This is a genomic window from Pseudomonas sp. AE27, assembly GCF_037113495.1.
GTDB classification, from domain to species: Bacteria; Pseudomonadota; Gammaproteobacteria; order Pseudomonadales; family Pseudomonadaceae; genus Aquipseudomonas; species Aquipseudomonas palmensis.
Genome location: NZ_CP146966.1, coordinates 966,453 through 982,533 on the forward strand (window position 1 = coordinate 966,453; position 16,081 = coordinate 982,533).

Genomic DNA, 16,081 nt, shown 5'->3' on the forward strand with positions numbered 1-16,081 from the left:
TCAGGTTAATCGACAGCTGTGGGGGCCAAAAAGGCGGCTTCCAGCAGCTGCTGTGTATAGGGATGTTGCGGGGCGCTGAAAATACCCGTAGCCGGACCTTGTTCCACCACCTTGCCCTGCTTTACCACCATCAACTGGTGGCTGAGCGCCTTGACCACCGCCAGGTCATGGCTGATGAACAAGTAGGTCAGGTTGTACTTGGTCTGCAGCGTACGCAGCAGTTCCACCACCTGGCGCTGAACGGTCCGGTCGAGCGCCGAAGTGGGCTCGTCCAGCAGTATCAGCGCCGGTTTCAATACCAGTGCCCGGGCAATGGCAATACGTTGTCGCTGGCCACCGGAGAACTCGTGAGGGTAGCGGTGCCGGGTTTGCGGATCCAGTCCTACTTCCTCGAGCGCCTCCATGATCGCCTGTTCCTGCTCTGCCTCCGTGCCAATCCGATGAATGCGCAGGCCCTCTCCGACGATATCGCTCACGCTCATGCGCGGGCTCAGGCTGCCGAAGGGGTCCTGGAACACCACCTGCATCTGGCGTCGCAACGGCCGCACCTGTTGCTGGGTCAGGCCGTCCAGCGCCTGGCCTTCAAAGCGTATCGCGCCCTGGCTGCCGATCAACCGCAGGATCGCCAGGCCCAGGGTAGACTTGCCGGAACCACTCTCGCCCACGATGCCCAGGGTCTGGCCCTGGGGCAGGCTGAAGTTGATGCCGTCCACCGCCTTGACGTGGTCCACGGTCTTGCGCAGCAGGCCCTTCTTGATCGGGAACCACACGCGCAGGTCCTCGACCTCGAGCAGCGGCGGGCCCACCGGGTTGTCGGCAGGCTTGCCGCTGGGCTCGGCACCGAGCAGCATTTGCGTGTACGGATGCTGCGGGGCACGGAACAATTCGTCACACGACGCCTGTTCGACGATGCAACCGCGCTGCATGACACATACGCGGTGGGCAATTCTTTTCACCAGGTTCAAATCGTGACTGATCAGTAGCAGCGCCATGCCCAGGCGCGCCTGCAGGTCCTTGAGCAATTCGAGGATTTTCAGCTGCACGGTGACGTCCAGCGCGGTGGTCGGTTCGTCGGCGATCAGCAGCTCCGGCTCGTTGGCCAGGGCCATGGCGATCATCACCCGCTGGCGTTGACCGCCCGACAGCTCGTGGGGCAGGGCCTTGAGGCGCTTGACCGGGTCGGGAATGCCCACCAGTTCCAGCAGCTCCAGGGTGCGCTCGGTGGCCGCCTTGCCGCGCAGGCCCTTGTGCAGCATGAGAATCTCGTTGATCTGCTTCTCGATGTTGTGCAGCGGGTTGAGCGAGGTCATCGGCTCCTGGAAGATCATCGCGATGCGGTTGCCGCGAATGCGCCGCATCTGTTTTTCTTCCAGCTTGAGCAGGTCCTGGCCTTCGTAGGTGATGCTGCCGCTGGGGTGGCGGGCCAGCGGGTAGGGCAGCAGGCGCAGGATGGAGTGCGCGGTCACCGACTTGCCCGAGCCGCTTTCGCCCACCAATGCCAATGTCTCGCCACGACGGATGTCGAAGCTGATGCCTTCGACCACGCGTTGCTGCTGCGCCCCGGTGACGAACTCCACCGACAGGTCGCGCACTTCGATCAAGGTGTCGTTGCTCATCTCATTTCCTCGGGTCGAAGGCATCGCGGGCGGACTCGCCGATGAACACCAGCAGGCTGAGCATCAGTGCCAGTACCGCGAAGGCGCTCATGCCCAGCCACGGCGCCTGCAGGTTGGACTTGCCCTGGGCCACCAGCTCGCCCAGCGACGGCGCGCCCGGTGGCAGGCCGAAGCCGAGAAAGTCCAGCGCCGTGAGGGTGCCGATGGCGCCGGTCAGGATGAACGGCAAAAAGGTCATGGTCGAGACCATCGCGTTGGGCAGGATGTGCCGGTACATGATCGCGCCGTTCTGCATGCCCAGCGCCCGCGCCGCGCGCACGTATTCCAGGTTGCGCCCGCGCAGGAACTCGGCGCGCACCACGTCCACCAGGCTCATCCACGAGAACAGCAGCATGATGCCCAGCAGCCACCAGAAGTTGGGCTGCACGAAACTGGCCAGGATGATCAGCAGGTACAGTACTGGCAACCCCGACCAGATCTCCAGAAAGCGCTGCCCGGCCAGGTCGACCCAGCCGCCATAGAAGCCCTGCAGGGCGCCTGCGATCACCCCGATGATGGAGCTGAACACCGTCAGCGTCAGGGCGAACAGCACCGAGATGCGAAAACCGTAGATCACCCGCGCCAGCACGTCGCGGCCCTGGTCGTCGGTGCCCAGCAGGTTCTGCGCCGAGGGCGGGGCCGGGGCGGGCACCTTCAGGTCGTAGTTGATGCTCTGGTAGCTGAACGGGATCGGTGCCCACAGCACCCAGCTGTCCTTGGCTGCCAGCAACTCGCGGATGTACGGGCTCTTGTAGTTGGCCTCCAGCGGGAACTCGCCGCCGAAGGTGGTCTCGGGGTAGCGCTTGAGGGCGGGGAAGTACCATTCGCCGTCGTAACGCACCGCCAGCGGCTTGTCGTTGGCGATCAGCTCGGCGCCCAGGCTCAGCCCGAACAGGATCAGGAACAGCCACAGCGACCACCAGCCACGGCGGTTGGCCTTGAAGCGTTCGAAGCGGCGGCGGTTGAGAGGGGATAGGGTCATCTCAGTGCTCCCGGCTGTCGAAGTCGATACGCGGATCGACCAGGGTGTAGGTTAGGTCACCGATCAGCTTCACCACCAGGCCCAGCAGGGTGAAGATGAACAGCGTGCCGAACACCACCGGGTAGTCGCGGTTGATGGCCGCCTCGAAGCTCATCAGGCCCAGGCCGTCGAGGGAGAAGATCACCTCCACCAGCAGCGAGCCGGTGAAGAAGATGCCGATGAATGCCGAGGGGAAGCCCGCGATCACCAGCAGCATCGCGTTGCGAAACACGTGCCCGTAGAGCACCCGGTTGGGGCTCAGGCCCTTGGCCTTGGCGGTGATCACATACTGCTTGTTGATCTCGTCGAGGAAGCTGTTCTTGGTCAGCAGGGTCATGGTGGCGAAGTTGCCGATCACCAGCGCGGTCACCGGCAGGGTCAGGTGCCAGAAGTAATCGAGGATCTTGCCCGTGGTGCTCAGTTCATCGAAGTTGTTCGAGGTGAGCCCGCGCAAGGGGAACCAGTCCAGGTAGCTGCCGCCGGCAAACAGCACGATCAGCAGAATGGCGAACAGGAATGCCGGGATCGCATAGCCGACGATGATGGCCGAGCTGGTCCACACGTCGAAGTGGCTGCCGTGCCGGGTGGCCTTGGCGATGCCCAGGGGGATCGACACCAGGTACATAATCAGCGTGCTCCACAGCCCCAGCGAGATCGACACCGGCATCTTCTCGGCAATCAGGTCGATGACCTTGGCGTCGCGGAAGAAGCTGTCGCCGAAATCCAGCCGGGCGTAGTTCTTGATCATGATCCACAGGCGTTCCGGCGCCGGCTTGTCGAAGCCGTACATGCGCTCGATTTCCTTGACCAGGGCAGGGTCCAGGCCCTGGGCGCCACGGTAGTTGGAGCCGGCCACGGATACTTCCGAGCCGCCACCGGCGATGCGGCTGGTGGCGCCGTCGAAGCCCTCGAGCTTGGCGATCATCTGTTCCACCGGGCCACCGGGTGCGGCCTGGATGATCACGAAGTTGATGATCAGGATACCCAGCAGGGTGGGGATGATCAGCAACAGGCGGCGAAAGATATAGGCCAGCATGTCAAGGTGCCTCGCCCGCTGGGGCAGCATCGGCTGGGGCGGCGTCTGCGGCCCCCGGCACCACCGGTTTCACGTCCGGCTTGATCCACCAGGTGTTGATGCCGATGTCGTACTTGGGCGGCGTGGCCGGGTGGCCGATATGGTTCCAGTACGCCACGCGCCAGGTCTTGATGTGCCAGTTGGGCACCACGTAGTAGCCCCATTGCAGCACGCGGTCCAGGGCACGGGTGTGTTCGATCAGGCTCTGACGCGAGTCGGCATTGATCAGGCCGTCCACCAGGGTGTCCACGGCCGGGTCCTTGAGGCCCATGAAGTTGCGGCTGCCGGGCTTGTCGGCGCTGGCGCTCTGCCAGAACTCGCGTTGCTCGTTGCCCGGCGAGTTGGATTGCGGGAAGCCGCCCACGATCATGTCGAAGTCGCGCGAGCGCAGGCGGTTGATGTATTCCGATACATCCACCCGGCGAATGTTCAGCTCGATGCCCAGGTCGGCCAGGTTGCGCTTGTAGGGCAGCAGGATGCGCTCGAACTCGGTCTGGGCGAGCAGAAACTCGATCACCACCGGCTTGCCCTGGGCATCCACCATCTTGTCGTCCTGGATGCGCCAGCCGGCTTCCTGCAGCAGCTTGTAGGCCTGGCGTTGCTGCTCGCGGATCATGCCGCTGCCATCGGTGACCGGGTTCTTGAACGCTTCGGTGAACACCTTGTCGGGGATCTGCCCGCGCAGCGGTTCCAGCAGTTTCAGTTCGGCCGCATCCGGCAGGCCGCTGGCCGCCATGTCGGAATTTTCGAAGTAGCTGGTGGTGCGGGTGTAGGCGCCATTGAACAGCTGCTTGTTGGTCCACTCGAAGTCCAGCAGCAGGCTCAGTGCCTCACGCACGCGCACGTCCTGGAAGATCGGGCGGCGCAGGTTGAACACGAAGCCCTGCATGCCGGTCGGGTTGCCGTTGGCGATCTCTTCGCGGATCAGGCGGTTCTGGCGAACTGCCGGGATGTTGTAGGCGGTGGCCCAGTTCTTGGCGCTGACCTCCAGCCAGTAGTCGAACTGGCCGGCCTTGAGCGCCTCGAGCGCCACAGTGTTGTCGCGATAGTAGTCGACGCGAATGGTGTCGAAGTTGTAGAAGCCGCGGTTGATCGGCAGGTCCTTGCCCCAGTAGTCGGGGTCGCGCACGTAGCGGACCGAGCGCCCGGCCTTGACCTCGGCGACCTTGTACGGCCCGCTGCCCAGGGGGATCTCCAGGTTGCCTTTGGTGAAGTCGCGGTTGGCCCACCAGTGCTTGGGCAGCACCGGCAACTGGCCGAGGATCAGCGGCAGTTCACGGTTGCCCTTGTGCTTGAACTTGAACAGCACACGCAGCGGGTCTTCGGCGATCACTTCGTCGACGTCGGCATAGTAGGCGCGGTAAAGCGGTGCGCCGCTGGTGACCAGGGTGTTGAAGGTGAACACGACGTCTTCGGCACGAACCGGATGGCCATCCTGAAAGCGCGCCTCGGGGCGCAGGTAGAAGCGCACCCAGCTGTTGTCGGGGGCTTTTTCGATCTGCCTGGCCAGCAGCCCGTATTCGGTGAATGGCTCATCAAGGCTGTTGCGCGCCAGGGTGTCGTATACCAGATCGATGTTGTCGGCAGGCACGCCCTTGTTGATGAAGGGGTTGAGGCTGTCGAAGCTGCCGGAGCCGTTGACGCGAAAGGTGCCGCCCTTGGGCGCGTCGGGGTTCACATAGTCGAAATGCTTGAAGTTGGCCGGGTACTTGGGCGCTTCGTCGTAGAGGGTCACTGCATGTTGCGGGGCGGCCAGGGCCTGAAGGCTCAGGCTGGCCAGCAGCAGGCCGCCTGCGATCAGGCGCAGGCACGGCAATGGCATCATTGGGCGTTCTCCGTGGGCTTGAGCCACCAGCTGTTCAGCCCCAGGGTGTAGGGCGGCGTGGCGACAAAGGCAAACCGGTTGCGGTAGGCCAGGCGGTGATAGTCGAGATACCAGTTGGGAACCATGTAGTGCTGCCATAGCAGCACTCGATCGAGGGCGCGCGCCGCAGCCACCTGGTCGTCGCGGCTCTGTGCATTGAGCAGGGACTCTAGCAGGTGGTCGACCACCGGGCTCTTCACGCCCGCGTAATTCTTGCTGCCTTTGGTGGCGGCCTGGCTGGAATGAAAATACAGCCACTGCTCAAGGCCCGGGCTCAGGGTCTGGTTCAGGGTCATCAGAATCATGTCGAAATCAAATTGGTCCAGCCGTTGTTTGTACTGGGCCCGGTCTACCGTGCGCAAGCGCGCGTCGATACCGATGCTGGCAAGATTTTCGACATAAGGTTGCAGGATCCGCTCCAGGTTCGGGTTCACCAGCAGAATTTCCAGCTTCAGCGGCTGCCCGTTGCTGTTGAGCAGGCGCTGGCCGCTGAGCTTCCAGCCTGCCTGGCCGAGCAGGTTGAGGGCCTGGCGCAGGGTATCGCGGTCGATACCGCGCCCGTTGGTCTTGCCCACGCTGTAGGGCTGGGTGAACAGGGCGGCAGGCAGTTGGTCGCGGTACGGCGCCAGCAGCAGCCACTCCTTGCCCACCGGCAGGCCGGTGGCGCTGAACTCGCTGTTGGGGTAGTAGCTGCTGGCGCGCTTGTAGGCGCTGCTGAACAGGGTGCGGTTGGTCCATTCGAAGTCCAGCATCAGGCCCAGCGCCTGGCGCAAGCGGTCGTCGCTGAAGGCGGCGCGCCGGCTGTTCATGAACAACCCCTGAGTCTGGGTCGGGATCTGGTGGGCGATCTGCGCCTGGATCACCTGGCCACGACGCACAGCGGGGAAGTTGTAGCCGGTGGCCCAGTTCTTGGCCTGGTGCTCGATGTAGACATCGAATTCACCCGCCTTGAATGCCTCGAAGGCCACATCGCTGTCGCGGTAGAACTCGAACTCGACGCGGTCGAAGTTGTACTTGCCGCGGTTGACTGCCAGGTCCTTGCCCCAGTAGTCCTTGACCCGCTCGAACACCAGGCTTCGACCTGGCTGTACCTGGGTGATGCGGTACGGGCCGCTGCCCAGTGGCGGTTCAAAGGTAGTGGCCTTGAAGTCGCGGCCTTTCCAGTAATGCTGGGGCAGCACCGGCATTTCGCCCAGGCGCAAGATCAGCAGCGGGTTGCCGACACGCTTGAACACGAAGCGGATGCGCTTGGGGTTGAGGATGTCGACCCGCTGCACTTCCTGCAGGTTGGTGCGGTAGAGCGGGTGGCCTTCCTTGAGCAGGGTGCGGTAGGAGAACGCCACGTCGGCGGCGGTGATCGGCCGGCCATCGTGAAAGCGTGCCTCGGGACGCAGGTTGAACACCACCCAGCTGCGGTCTTCGCTGTACTCCACCGAACGGGCGATCAGCCCGTAGCTGGAGGTGGCTTCATCGCCCGAGGGGTCGCGCTGGCCGGTGCCCACCATCAGGGTCTCGTTCAGCTCGTTCACCCCGTACTGCAGGAAGTTGGGCGTGGTGACCGGGCTTGAGCCCTTGAAGGTATAGGGGTTGAGGGTATCGAACGTGCCGAATGCCATGGCGCGCAAGGTGCCGCCTTTGGGCGCTTGCGGGTTTACCCAATCGAAATGGGTGAATTTGGCTGGGTACTTGAGCGTGCCGAACTGGGCGTAACCGTGACTTTCGCTGATGGTCGCGCCCGCGGGAAAGCTCAAGGCCAGGCTGAATGACAGCAACAGGAGGGGACGTATCAAGTCGGCGATCCGATCCGGGCTTGGGCTTTATTCCGGCTACAGTAACAGCTTGTATCGGCAGGAAAAAGAGCAGCCCCGGAGATCGCCGGGGCCGCGGCCAGGCAGGCCTGGCCCGGGTCTCAGTGCGGCAGGTAGACGGTGAGGGTCTGGCCGGGCTTGAGGGCATGGCCGCTGCGCGGATTCCAACGCTTGAGGTGCTGCATTTCAACGTTGAAACGCTTGGCCACCATGTACAGCGAATCGCCTTTGCGCACCTTGTACTGGGTAGGCTTCTTCTGGTTGCCGGCCGCGCTGGCAGGCTGCGCACCTTGCATCACCAGGGTCTGGCCGACCTTGAGGTTGTTGCCGCGCAGCTTGTTCCAGCGCTGCAGGTCCTTGACGCTGACCTTGTTGGCCCGGGCGATGCTGCCCAGGTTGTCGCCACGCTTGACCCGGTAGCGGCTGTTGCGCACCGGCGTCGAGGCTTCGGCCAGGGCTGCCTCGAATACCGCCTTTTTCGGCTGCAGGCTGAGCAGCTCTTCGGGCTTCATGTTCGACAGGCTGGTGGTCAGCAGTTGCGCCTTGGCGGTGGGTACCAGCAATTGCTGCGGGCCGTCCACGGTCATGCGTTTCTTGAAGGCCGGGTTGAGCTGGAACAGTTCGTCTTCGTCGATCTCGGCCAGTGCGGCGACCCGCGACAGGTCGAGCCGGTCCTTGATCGCCACGGCTTCGAAGTAGGGTTCGTTGGCAATCGGGTTGAGGTTCACGCCGTACGCCTGCGGGGTCAGCACCACCTGCGACAGGGCCAGCAGCTTTGGCACGTAGTCACGGGTTTCCTTGGGCAGCGGCAGGTTCCAGTAGTCGGTTGGCAGGCCGAGCTTCTCGTTGCGCTCGATGGCGCGGCTGACCGTGCCTTCACCGGCGTTGTAGGCCGCCAGCGCCAGCAGCCAGTCGCCGTTGAACATGTCGTGCAGGCGGGTCAGGTAGTCCAGCGCCGCGTTGGTCGAGGCGGTGATGTCGCGACGGCCATCGTAGAAGCGCGTCTGGCGCAGGTTGAAGTAGCGCCCGGTGGACGGGATGAACTGCCACAGGCCCACCGCGTGGGCGCGGGAATAGGCCATCGGGTTGTAGGCACTTTCGATTGCCGGCAGCAGGGCCAGCTCCAGCGGCATGTCGCGCTCTTCAAGACGCTCGACGATGTAGTGGATGTACAGGCTGCCGCGGTCGCCGGCGCCTTCCAGGAACGAAGGGTTGCTGGCGAACCACAGGCGCTGCTGCTCGATGCGCGGGTTCACCGCAATGCCGTCCTGCAACTGGAAGCCCTGGCGCATGCGTTCCCAGACGTCCTGGGCCACGGCTGGCTCGACCGGCTTCTTGTCATGCACGAAGATCGGTTTCTGCTTGATCCGCGCCTGGAAGTTGTGCGCGCGAACGCTATCGGATTCATCGACCTGGCGCGTGCTCTGGCAGCCCACGAGGGTGGCGGCCAGGGCCAGCGCACTGGCTTGGGCCAGGCGCGTCAGGGCAACGGAATTGAAGGTTCTGCGGCTAGGGGACGACATTGGCTGGGGGAAAGTTCCGGGCAAAAATGTCGGGCGATTCTAGAAAGGCACCCCCCATCGGTCAACCTTTGAGAATTTTCCGACCTTCACAGCGCCTGTTTAGAACGTGTCTTTCCAGGCCCGCAACCCTGCAAAAACAGCACTGGGCGTAGGGTTTATGCGGCCCACCCGTTCGTCTATTTTTTGTTTAACGGATGTTTCTGCTACTCGCAAAAACGGGTTGGTCAGCTTCTCCAGCGCGATGGTGGAGGGCAAAGTGATGCGATCTTGCGCGCGCAGTGCGGTAACGTCTTCGAAGCGTTGGATAACGTGCGGGTTCTGCGGCTCGACCGCACAGGCAAAGCGCAGGTTGCTCAGGGTGTATTCGTGGGCGCAATACACCTGGGTGGCCGACGGCAGCGCTGCCAGGCGCTCCAGCGAGTGGTGCATCTGCTCCGGCGTGCCCTCGAACAGGCGCCCGCAGCCGGCGGCGAACAGCGTGTCGCCACAGAACAGCATCGGCAACTGCGGCTGGGCACAGTAATAGGCGATGTGCCCCAGGGTGTGGCCGGGTACGGCGAACACCTGGAAATCAAGCCCCAGTACCTCGAGGCGGTCATTGTCGTTCAGGGCCTGGTCGCGGGCGGGTATGCGTTCGTTGGCCGGGCCGCTGACGCGGGCGCCGGTGTGCGCCTTGAGCTGCTCAACGCCGCCCACATGGTCGTGGTGGTGATGGGTGATCAGAATGTCGGTCAGTTGCCAGTCGGCATGCGCCTGCAGCCAGGCCAGCACGGGGGCGGCATCGCCCGGGTCGACCACCGCACAGCGCTGGTTCACGGCATCTTGTAACAACCAGATGTAGTTATCACTGAAAGCGGGCAGGGCCTGTATCTGTATCATCGTGCGATTCGCCAAACGGTGGACATGGGTGCATCTTAGTAGCTATGTGCGTTGTCGAGAACCTTCCAAGGGAGACAGCAATGACCGATCAAGCCTTTGCCCAGGCCGACCCGCAGTGGCTCGAGCTGATCAGCCAGGCGCGCGAGTGGTTCGCCGGCCCGCTGGGCCAGCAGCTGCTCGCCGGGGAACAGCGCCTGCTCGAAGAGGAGCTGGGGCGCTTCTTCGGTGGCTACCTGGTGCATTACGGCCCTTGCGCCGAGGCACCGCCCAATGCCCCGCAGGTTCAACGCAACGTGCGCCTGGGGGCGCCGCTGCCGGGCGTCGAGATCGTGTGCGAAGAACAGGCCTGGCCCCTGAGCGAGCACGCCGCCGACGTGGTGGTGCTGCAGCACGGGCTGGACTTCAGCCTCTCGCCCCACGGCCTGCTGCGCGAGGCGGCCAGCAGCGTGCGCCCTGGCGGGCACCTGCTGATCGTCGGGATCAACCCCTGGAGTACCTGGGGCCTGCGCCGGGTGTTTGCCCATGATGCGTTGCGCAAGGCGCGCTGCATCTCGCCGTCGCGGGTGGGCGACTGGCTCAACCTGCTGGGCTTCGCGCTGGAGAAACGCCGCTTCGGGTGCTATCGTCCGCCGCTTGCCTCGCCGGCCTGGCAGGCACGGTTGTCTGGCTGGGAGCGTGCTGCCGGGCGCTGGCAGATATCCGGTGGTGGTGTGTACGTGCTGGTGGCGCGCAAGATGGTGGTGGGCCTGCGCCCGCTGCGCCAGGTGCGCCGCGAGCCGATGGGCAAGCTGCTGCCGTTGCCGATGGCCAAGGTCAACCGGCGCACGCCTCACCCCGAGGGCCGCACCTTCAATGATGAATAAAGGCTGTACATGAGCGAAAGCGTCGAAAGCGTCGAGATCTACACCGATGGTGCCTGCAAGGGCAATCCTGGCCTGGGCGGCTGGGGCGCGCTGCTGGTCTGCAAGGGCGTCGAAAAGGAGCTGTGGGGCGGCGAGCGCGAAACCACCAACAACCGCATGGAACTGATGGCCGCCATCAAGGGCCTCGAGGCGCTCAAGCGCCAGTGTGATGTGCTGCTGGTGACCGACTCGCAGTACGTGATGAAAGGCATCACCGAGTGGATGGTCAACTGGAAGAAGCGTGGCTGGAAGACCGCCGCCAAGGAGCCGGTCAAGAACGCCGACCTGTGGCAGCAGCTCGACGAACAGGTCAACCGCCACAACGTGAAATGGCAGTGGGTGCGAGGGCACGTCGGTCACGCCGGCAACGAGCGTGCCGACCAGCTGGCCAACCGCGGCGTCGACGATCTGCGCAAGCAACGCTGAACCCTCCCTTTAGCGAATTCGCCACATCCTGCCCCGGGTGAGGTAAAATTCGCCGCTTTCAATATTCAGGCAGTACGCGGCAGGAGATGACCGACGTGGAGATGCAGAACAACAGGTCGGTAGTGCTCGACACCGAAACCACCGGTATGCCGGTGGCCGATGGTCACCGCATCATCGAGATCGGCTGTATCGAGCTGGTCGGCCGGCGCATGACCGGACGCAATTTCCACGTGTACCTGCAGCCCGACCGCGAAAGCGACGAAGGCGCGATCGGGGTGCACGGCATCACCGACGAATTCCTGGTGGGCAAGCCGCGTTTCGCCGAAATCGCCGACGAGTTCTTCGAGTACATCAAGGGCGCGCGGCTGATCATCCACAACGCGGCGTTCGACGTTGGTTTCATCAACAACGAATTCGCCATGCTCGGCCAGCACGATCGCGCCGATATCGCACAGCACTGCGAGGTGCTCGACACCCTGCTGATGGCCCGCGAGCGTCACCCGGGCCAGCGCAACAGCCTCGATGCCTTGTGCAAACGCTATGGCGTAGACAACTCCGGCCGCGAACTGCACGGCGCGTTGCTCGACTCCGAGTTGCTGGCGGACGTGTTCCTGGCCATGACCGGCGGCCAGACCAGCCTGTCACTGGCCGGCAGCGACAGCGAGGGCGAAGGCCAGTCCAGCCAGGGCAGCGAGATCCGTCGGCTGGTGGGGCGTCAGCCGGGGCGTATCATCCCGGCCACCGAGGCAGAGCTGCAAGCGCACATGGCGCGCCTTGAAGCAGTGGCAAAATCCACCGGTGGCCCGGCCTTGTGGCAGCAACTGCTCGAGGCCCGCTGAAGCAAATCCCGCCGCGTACCTGGCGCCGACCTTCTACCCTGAAATGAACGGCCTCACGGCCTGTCGCTCAGAAGGTGCCGGCGCCCATGTACAAGGACCTCAAGTTTCCGATACTCATCGTGCACCGCGATATCAAGGCCGACAGTGTGGCCGGTGATCGCGTGCGCGGCATTGCCCAGGAACTGGCCCAGGACGGCTTTACCATTCTGCCGGCGGTGGACTACGCCGAGGGCCGCCTGGTAGCGGCCACCCACCACGGCCTGGCCTGCATGCTGATTGCGGCCGAAGGCGCGGGGGAAAACACCCACCTGCTGCAGAACATGGTCGAGCTGATTCGCCTGGCGCGTGTGCGCGCACCGCACTTGCCGATCTTCGCACTGGGCGAGCAGGTGACCCTGGAGAACGCCCCGGCCGACGCCATGAGCGAACTGAACCAGTTGCGCGGCATCCTTTACCTGTTCGAAGACACCGTGCCGTTTCTGGCCCGGCAAGTGGCGCGGGCGGCGCACAACTACCTGGACGGCCTGCTGCCGCCGTTCTTCAAGGCCCTGGTGCAGCACACCGCGCAATCGAACTACTCCTGGCACACGCCGGGCCATGGCGGTGGCGTGGCGTATCGCAAGAGCCCGGTGGGCCAGGCGTTTCACCAGTTCTTCGGCGAGAACACCCTGCGTTCGGACCTGTCGGTGTCGGTGCCGGAGCTGGGGTCGCTGCTCGACCATACCGGCCCCCTGGCGGCGGCCGAAGCGCGTGCGGCGCGCAACTTCGGCGCCGACCACACCTTCTTCGTGATCAACGGCACCTCCACCGCCAACAAGATCGTCTGGCACTCGATGGTCGGGCGTGACGACCTGGTGCTGGTGGATCGCAACTGTCACAAGTCGGTGTTGCACGCAATCATCATGACCGGCGCAATCCCCCTGTACCTGTGTCCGGAGCGCAACGAGCTGGGCATCATCGGCCCCATCCCGCTGAGCGAGTTCAGCCGCGAGGCGATCCAGGCCAAGATCGAGGCCAACCCGCTGGCCGCAGGGCGCGAGCCGCGGGTGAAGATGGCGGTGGTGACCAACTCCACCTATGACGGGCTGTGCTACAACGCCGAGATGATCAAGCAGGTGTTGGGCAACAGTGTCGAGGTGCTGCATTTCGACGAGGCCTGGTACGCCTACGCGGCGTTTCACGAATTCTTTGCCGGGCGTTACGCCATGGGTACTTCGCGCAGTGCCGACAGCCCGTTGGTGTTCAGCACCCATTCCACCCACAAGCTGCTGGCCGCGTTCAGCCAGGCCTCGATGATCCACGTGCAGGACGGCGGTGCACGCCAGCTCGACCGTGATCGATTCAACGAGGCGTTCATGATGCATATCTCCACCTCGCCGCAGTACAGCATCCTGGCCTCGCTGGACGTGTCGTCGGCGATGATGGAAGGCCCGGCTGGGCGCTCGCTGCTGCAGGAAATGTTCGACGAGGCGCTGAGCTTTCGGCGTGCGCTGGCCAACCTGCGCGAGCACCTGGCCGATGACGACTGGTGGTTCAGTATCTGGCAACCGCCGCAGGTGGGTGGCATTCACCGCGTGGCGACCGAGGACTGGCTGCTGCAACCCCAGGCCGAATGGCACGGCTTTGGCGATGTGAGCGAAGACTACGTGCTGCTCGACCCGATCAAGGTCACGCTGGTGATGCCGGGGCTGGATGCGGGCGGCAGCCTGGGCGAGCATGGTATTCCTGCGGCAGTGGTCAGCAAGTTCCTGTGGGAGCGCGGGCTGGTGGTGGAGAAGACCGGCCTGTATTCGTTTCTGGTGTTGTTCTCGATGGGGATCACCAAGGGCAAGTGGAGCACCTTGCTCACCGAACTGCTGGAGTTCAAGCGCAACTACGACGCCAATACCGCGCTGCTGCAGAGCCTGCCGTGCGTGGCGCAGCTGGACCCGTTGCGCTACCAGGGCATGGGCCTGCGCGACCTGTGCGAGCAGTTGCACGAATGCTACCGCGCCAACGCCACGGCCAAGCAGCTCAAGCGCTTGTACACGCGTTTGCCCGAGGTGGTGATGAAGCCGGGGGATGCGTATGACAAGCTGGTGCGCGGCGAGGTCGAGGCGGTGCCGATCGAGCGCCTGATCGGGCGGGTGGCGGCGGTGATGCTGGTGCCGTACCCGCCGGGGATTCCGTTGATCATGCCCGGGGAGCGCTTTACCGAGTCGACACGCTCGATCATCGACTACCTGGGCTTTGCACGGGCGTTCGACCGTGGGTTCCCCGGGTTTGTGGCCGATGTGCACGGGCTGCAGCATGAGGTGGGGGGCGTGTATACGGTGGATTGCATCCGCGAATGAGGGATGGCTTGTGCTGGCCGCTTCGCCGGCCTTGCCGGCGAAGCCTTCACCGCAACTGTTGCGTACTCACCACGTGCCCGAAATGATGCCGCCACAGGCTCACCCCCAACTGCCCCGACCGATCCAGCGACGACCCTACCGTGAGGTCGCTGATCAGGGTCGGCTGCAGCCCCGCATCAAACAGCGCGAACCCCGCCGCCAGCACGCAGGTGTCGGTCTGTATGCCGCACACCAGCACGCGCTCGGGGTTCAATTGCCTGAGGTAATCCAGCATCTCGGCCGTAGGGGCGTAGCCATGCTTGATGAAGATACGATCTGCCGCCACCAGGCTCTGGTCGTGCGCCGCCGGTTGCCAGCCCAGCTGACGTTGAAACGGGGTCACCGATTCATCATGGCGCTCCACGCTCGCCACCGACGGCATGCGGCCGATCAGTGATGCTATGCCGTCTACCAGCCATTGCGGCGGGTTGAACGAGGGTTGTACGTCGATAATCAGCAGTACCTGGCGCATGGAATGCCCTATGGAAGTTCAAGGCCGGGCGATTGTAACCCCCGGCCTTGCACAGATGCTAAAATCCGCCGCTTGAAACCTGGAGATAGACGCGTGCGCAAAGTGGCGGTGGTAATGGCAGTGCTGGCCCTGGCCGGCTGTGACAACGATGCCGAACGGGTACACAAGCAGGTTGCCGAGCATCTGGATAACCCGAAGACGGCCAAGTTCGCCAACGTGCGATTCAACAAGCAGGGCGATATCTGCGGCCAGTTCCGTGGCAAGGACGCGGCCGGTGTGTTCCAGCCTTACCGCAGCTACGTGGCCATCAAGCAGGGCGACGACTACCAGATCATCATCGACGAAACCGGCGGCGACCTGCGCATCCGCGAAATCTGCGGTGGTGCCGACCTGCAGCGCCGCGCCGATGCCCTGGCCGACCAGCCCGCGCCCGAAGGCTGGGACGTCGAGATCATCCAGGGCCCGAACATGGGCGCCCTCAGCGACATGACCGCACGCCTGATCGAAAAACAGATCCCATCCTCGGTGGTGTACCGCGACGGCAAGCCGGTGGTACTGCTGGGCCCTTACCCGACCAAAGAGGAGGCCCTGGCCAGCAAGAACGATGTGATGGCGCGCCTGGGTACCGATTCGGTGGTCATCCAGCACGGCGCCGAGCGCTAGCCAGCACGCGGCGGCACCTCTTACACTCACGGCTTGTCTTCAAGGATGAGCCGTCATGAGTGATTCGCCCTTCGCCATTACCCTTCAACGTTGTACCGAACAGCACGTCGAGGGGCTCACGGCCCTGTACAACCACCCGCAGGTGGCGCGGCAGGTGCTGCAGATGCCGTATCAGAGCGCCGACCTGTGGCGCAAACGCATCGCCACCGACAACGAACGAATGGTGTTTCTGGTGGCCTTACATCAAGGCGAGGTGATCGGCAGCTGTACGCTCGAGCAGTTCATACGTGTACGTCGCGGTCATTGCGGCGGCATCGGCATGGGCGTCGCCCCGGCCTGGCAAGGGCAGGGGGTGGGCACACGGCTGTTGTCGGCGGTGCTCGAGGTGGCGGACAACTGGATGGGCCTACAGCGCGTCGAACTCACTGTTTACGCCGATAACCAGCCGGCACTGGCGCTGTACCGGCGCCACGGCTTCGAGGTGGAAGGGCATTTGCGCGACTATGCTTTACGTGACGGTGTGTTCACCGATGCCTGCAGCATGGCGCGCCTGCGACGGCGCGAGGGTTAGAGGAGGGGGCT

Annotated in this window: 14 protein-coding genes; 6 read left to right on the plus strand and 8 right to left on the minus strand. The window is 64.0% G+C overall.

Going from position 1 to position 16,081, the window contains the following annotated elements; translation table 11 throughout:
- Positions 1–5 precede the first annotated feature (5 nt).
- From V9K84_RS04625 to gloB, 7 genes are all read right to left on the minus strand, one after another.
- Positions 6–1,616, minus strand: coding sequence for an ABC transporter ATP-binding protein (locus tag V9K84_RS04625; RefSeq protein WP_043864488.1), 1,611 nt, complete (start codon positions 1,614–1,616; stop codon positions 6–8).
- 1 nt (position 1,617) lies between these two features.
- Positions 1,618–2,637, minus strand: coding sequence for an ABC transporter permease (locus tag V9K84_RS04630; protein WP_043864487.1), 1,020 nt, complete (start codon positions 2,635–2,637; stop codon positions 1,618–1,620).
- Position 2,638: 1 nt separating this feature from the next.
- Complete coding sequence (locus V9K84_RS04635) at positions 2,639–3,712, minus strand: microcin C ABC transporter permease YejB (protein WP_043864486.1); 1,074 nt, start codon at positions 3,710–3,712, stop codon at positions 2,639–2,641.
- Between the two features lies 1 nt (position 3,713).
- Positions 3,714–5,576, minus strand: coding sequence for an extracellular solute-binding protein (locus tag V9K84_RS04640; protein ID WP_088515226.1), 1,863 nt, complete (start codon positions 5,574–5,576; stop codon positions 3,714–3,716).
- Positions 5,573–7,405, minus strand: a complete 1,833-nt coding sequence (locus V9K84_RS04645; protein ID WP_218195175.1) for an extracellular solute-binding protein — start codon at positions 7,403–7,405, stop codon at positions 5,573–5,575. Before V9K84_RS04645 ends, V9K84_RS04640 begins: the two co-directional genes overlap by 4 nt.
- Before the next feature lie 119 nt (positions 7,406–7,524).
- A complete protein-coding gene (locus tag V9K84_RS04650; protein WP_043859725.1) occupies positions 7,525–8,946 on the minus strand; it encodes a LysM peptidoglycan-binding domain-containing protein in 1,422 nt (473 codons plus the stop codon).
- Between the two features lie 99 nt (positions 8,947–9,045).
- The gene (gene gloB, locus V9K84_RS04655; protein WP_088515225.1) at positions 9,046–9,825 is read right to left on the minus strand and encodes a hydroxyacylglutathione hydrolase; all 780 of its coding nucleotides are present in this window, start codon (positions 9,823–9,825) and stop codon (positions 9,046–9,048) included.
- Positions 9,826–9,905: 80 nt separating this feature from the next.
- Between gloB and V9K84_RS04660 the strand changes: the two genes are divergently transcribed.
- The 4 genes from V9K84_RS04660 (at position 9,906) to V9K84_RS04675 (ending at position 14,325) form a co-directional block, all read left to right on the plus strand.
- Positions 9,906–10,688 (plus strand): methyltransferase domain-containing protein, encoded by a 783-nt coding sequence (locus V9K84_RS04660; RefSeq protein ID WP_043859727.1) that lies wholly within the window; start codon positions 9,906–9,908, stop codon positions 10,686–10,688.
- A gap of 9 nt (positions 10,689–10,697) precedes the next feature.
- Entirely contained in the window at positions 10,698–11,153 is a 456-nt protein-coding gene (gene rnhA / locus V9K84_RS04665; protein WP_043859728.1) for a ribonuclease HI, read from the plus strand.
- Between the two features lie 86 nt (positions 11,154–11,239).
- A complete protein-coding gene (gene dnaQ, locus V9K84_RS04670; protein WP_229589435.1) occupies positions 11,240–11,992 on the plus strand; it encodes a DNA polymerase III subunit epsilon in 753 nt (250 codons plus the stop codon).
- Positions 11,993–12,078: 86 nt separating this feature from the next.
- A complete protein-coding gene (locus V9K84_RS04675) occupies positions 12,079–14,325 on the plus strand; it encodes an Orn/Lys/Arg decarboxylase N-terminal domain-containing protein (RefSeq protein ID WP_088515224.1) in 2,247 nt (748 codons plus the stop codon).
- A gap of 46 nt (positions 14,326–14,371) precedes the next feature.
- Here the strand turns inward: V9K84_RS04675 and V9K84_RS04680 are convergent, their stop codons facing one another.
- Positions 14,372–14,836, minus strand: coding sequence for a cysteine hydrolase family protein (locus V9K84_RS04680; RefSeq protein WP_043859730.1), 465 nt, complete (start codon positions 14,834–14,836; stop codon positions 14,372–14,374).
- 93 nt (positions 14,837–14,929) lie between these two features.
- Between V9K84_RS04680 and V9K84_RS04685 the strand changes: the two genes are divergently transcribed.
- Together V9K84_RS04685 and V9K84_RS04690 are read left to right on the plus strand one after the other, a co-directional pair.
- Entirely contained in the window at positions 14,930–15,499 is a 570-nt protein-coding gene (locus V9K84_RS04685) for an SPOR domain-containing protein (RefSeq protein WP_054915273.1), read from the plus strand.
- A gap of 55 nt (positions 15,500–15,554) precedes the next feature.
- Entirely contained in the window at positions 15,555–16,070 is a 516-nt protein-coding gene (locus V9K84_RS04690; protein WP_043860822.1) for a GNAT family N-acetyltransferase, read from the plus strand.
- Positions 16,071–16,081 lie beyond the last annotated feature (11 nt).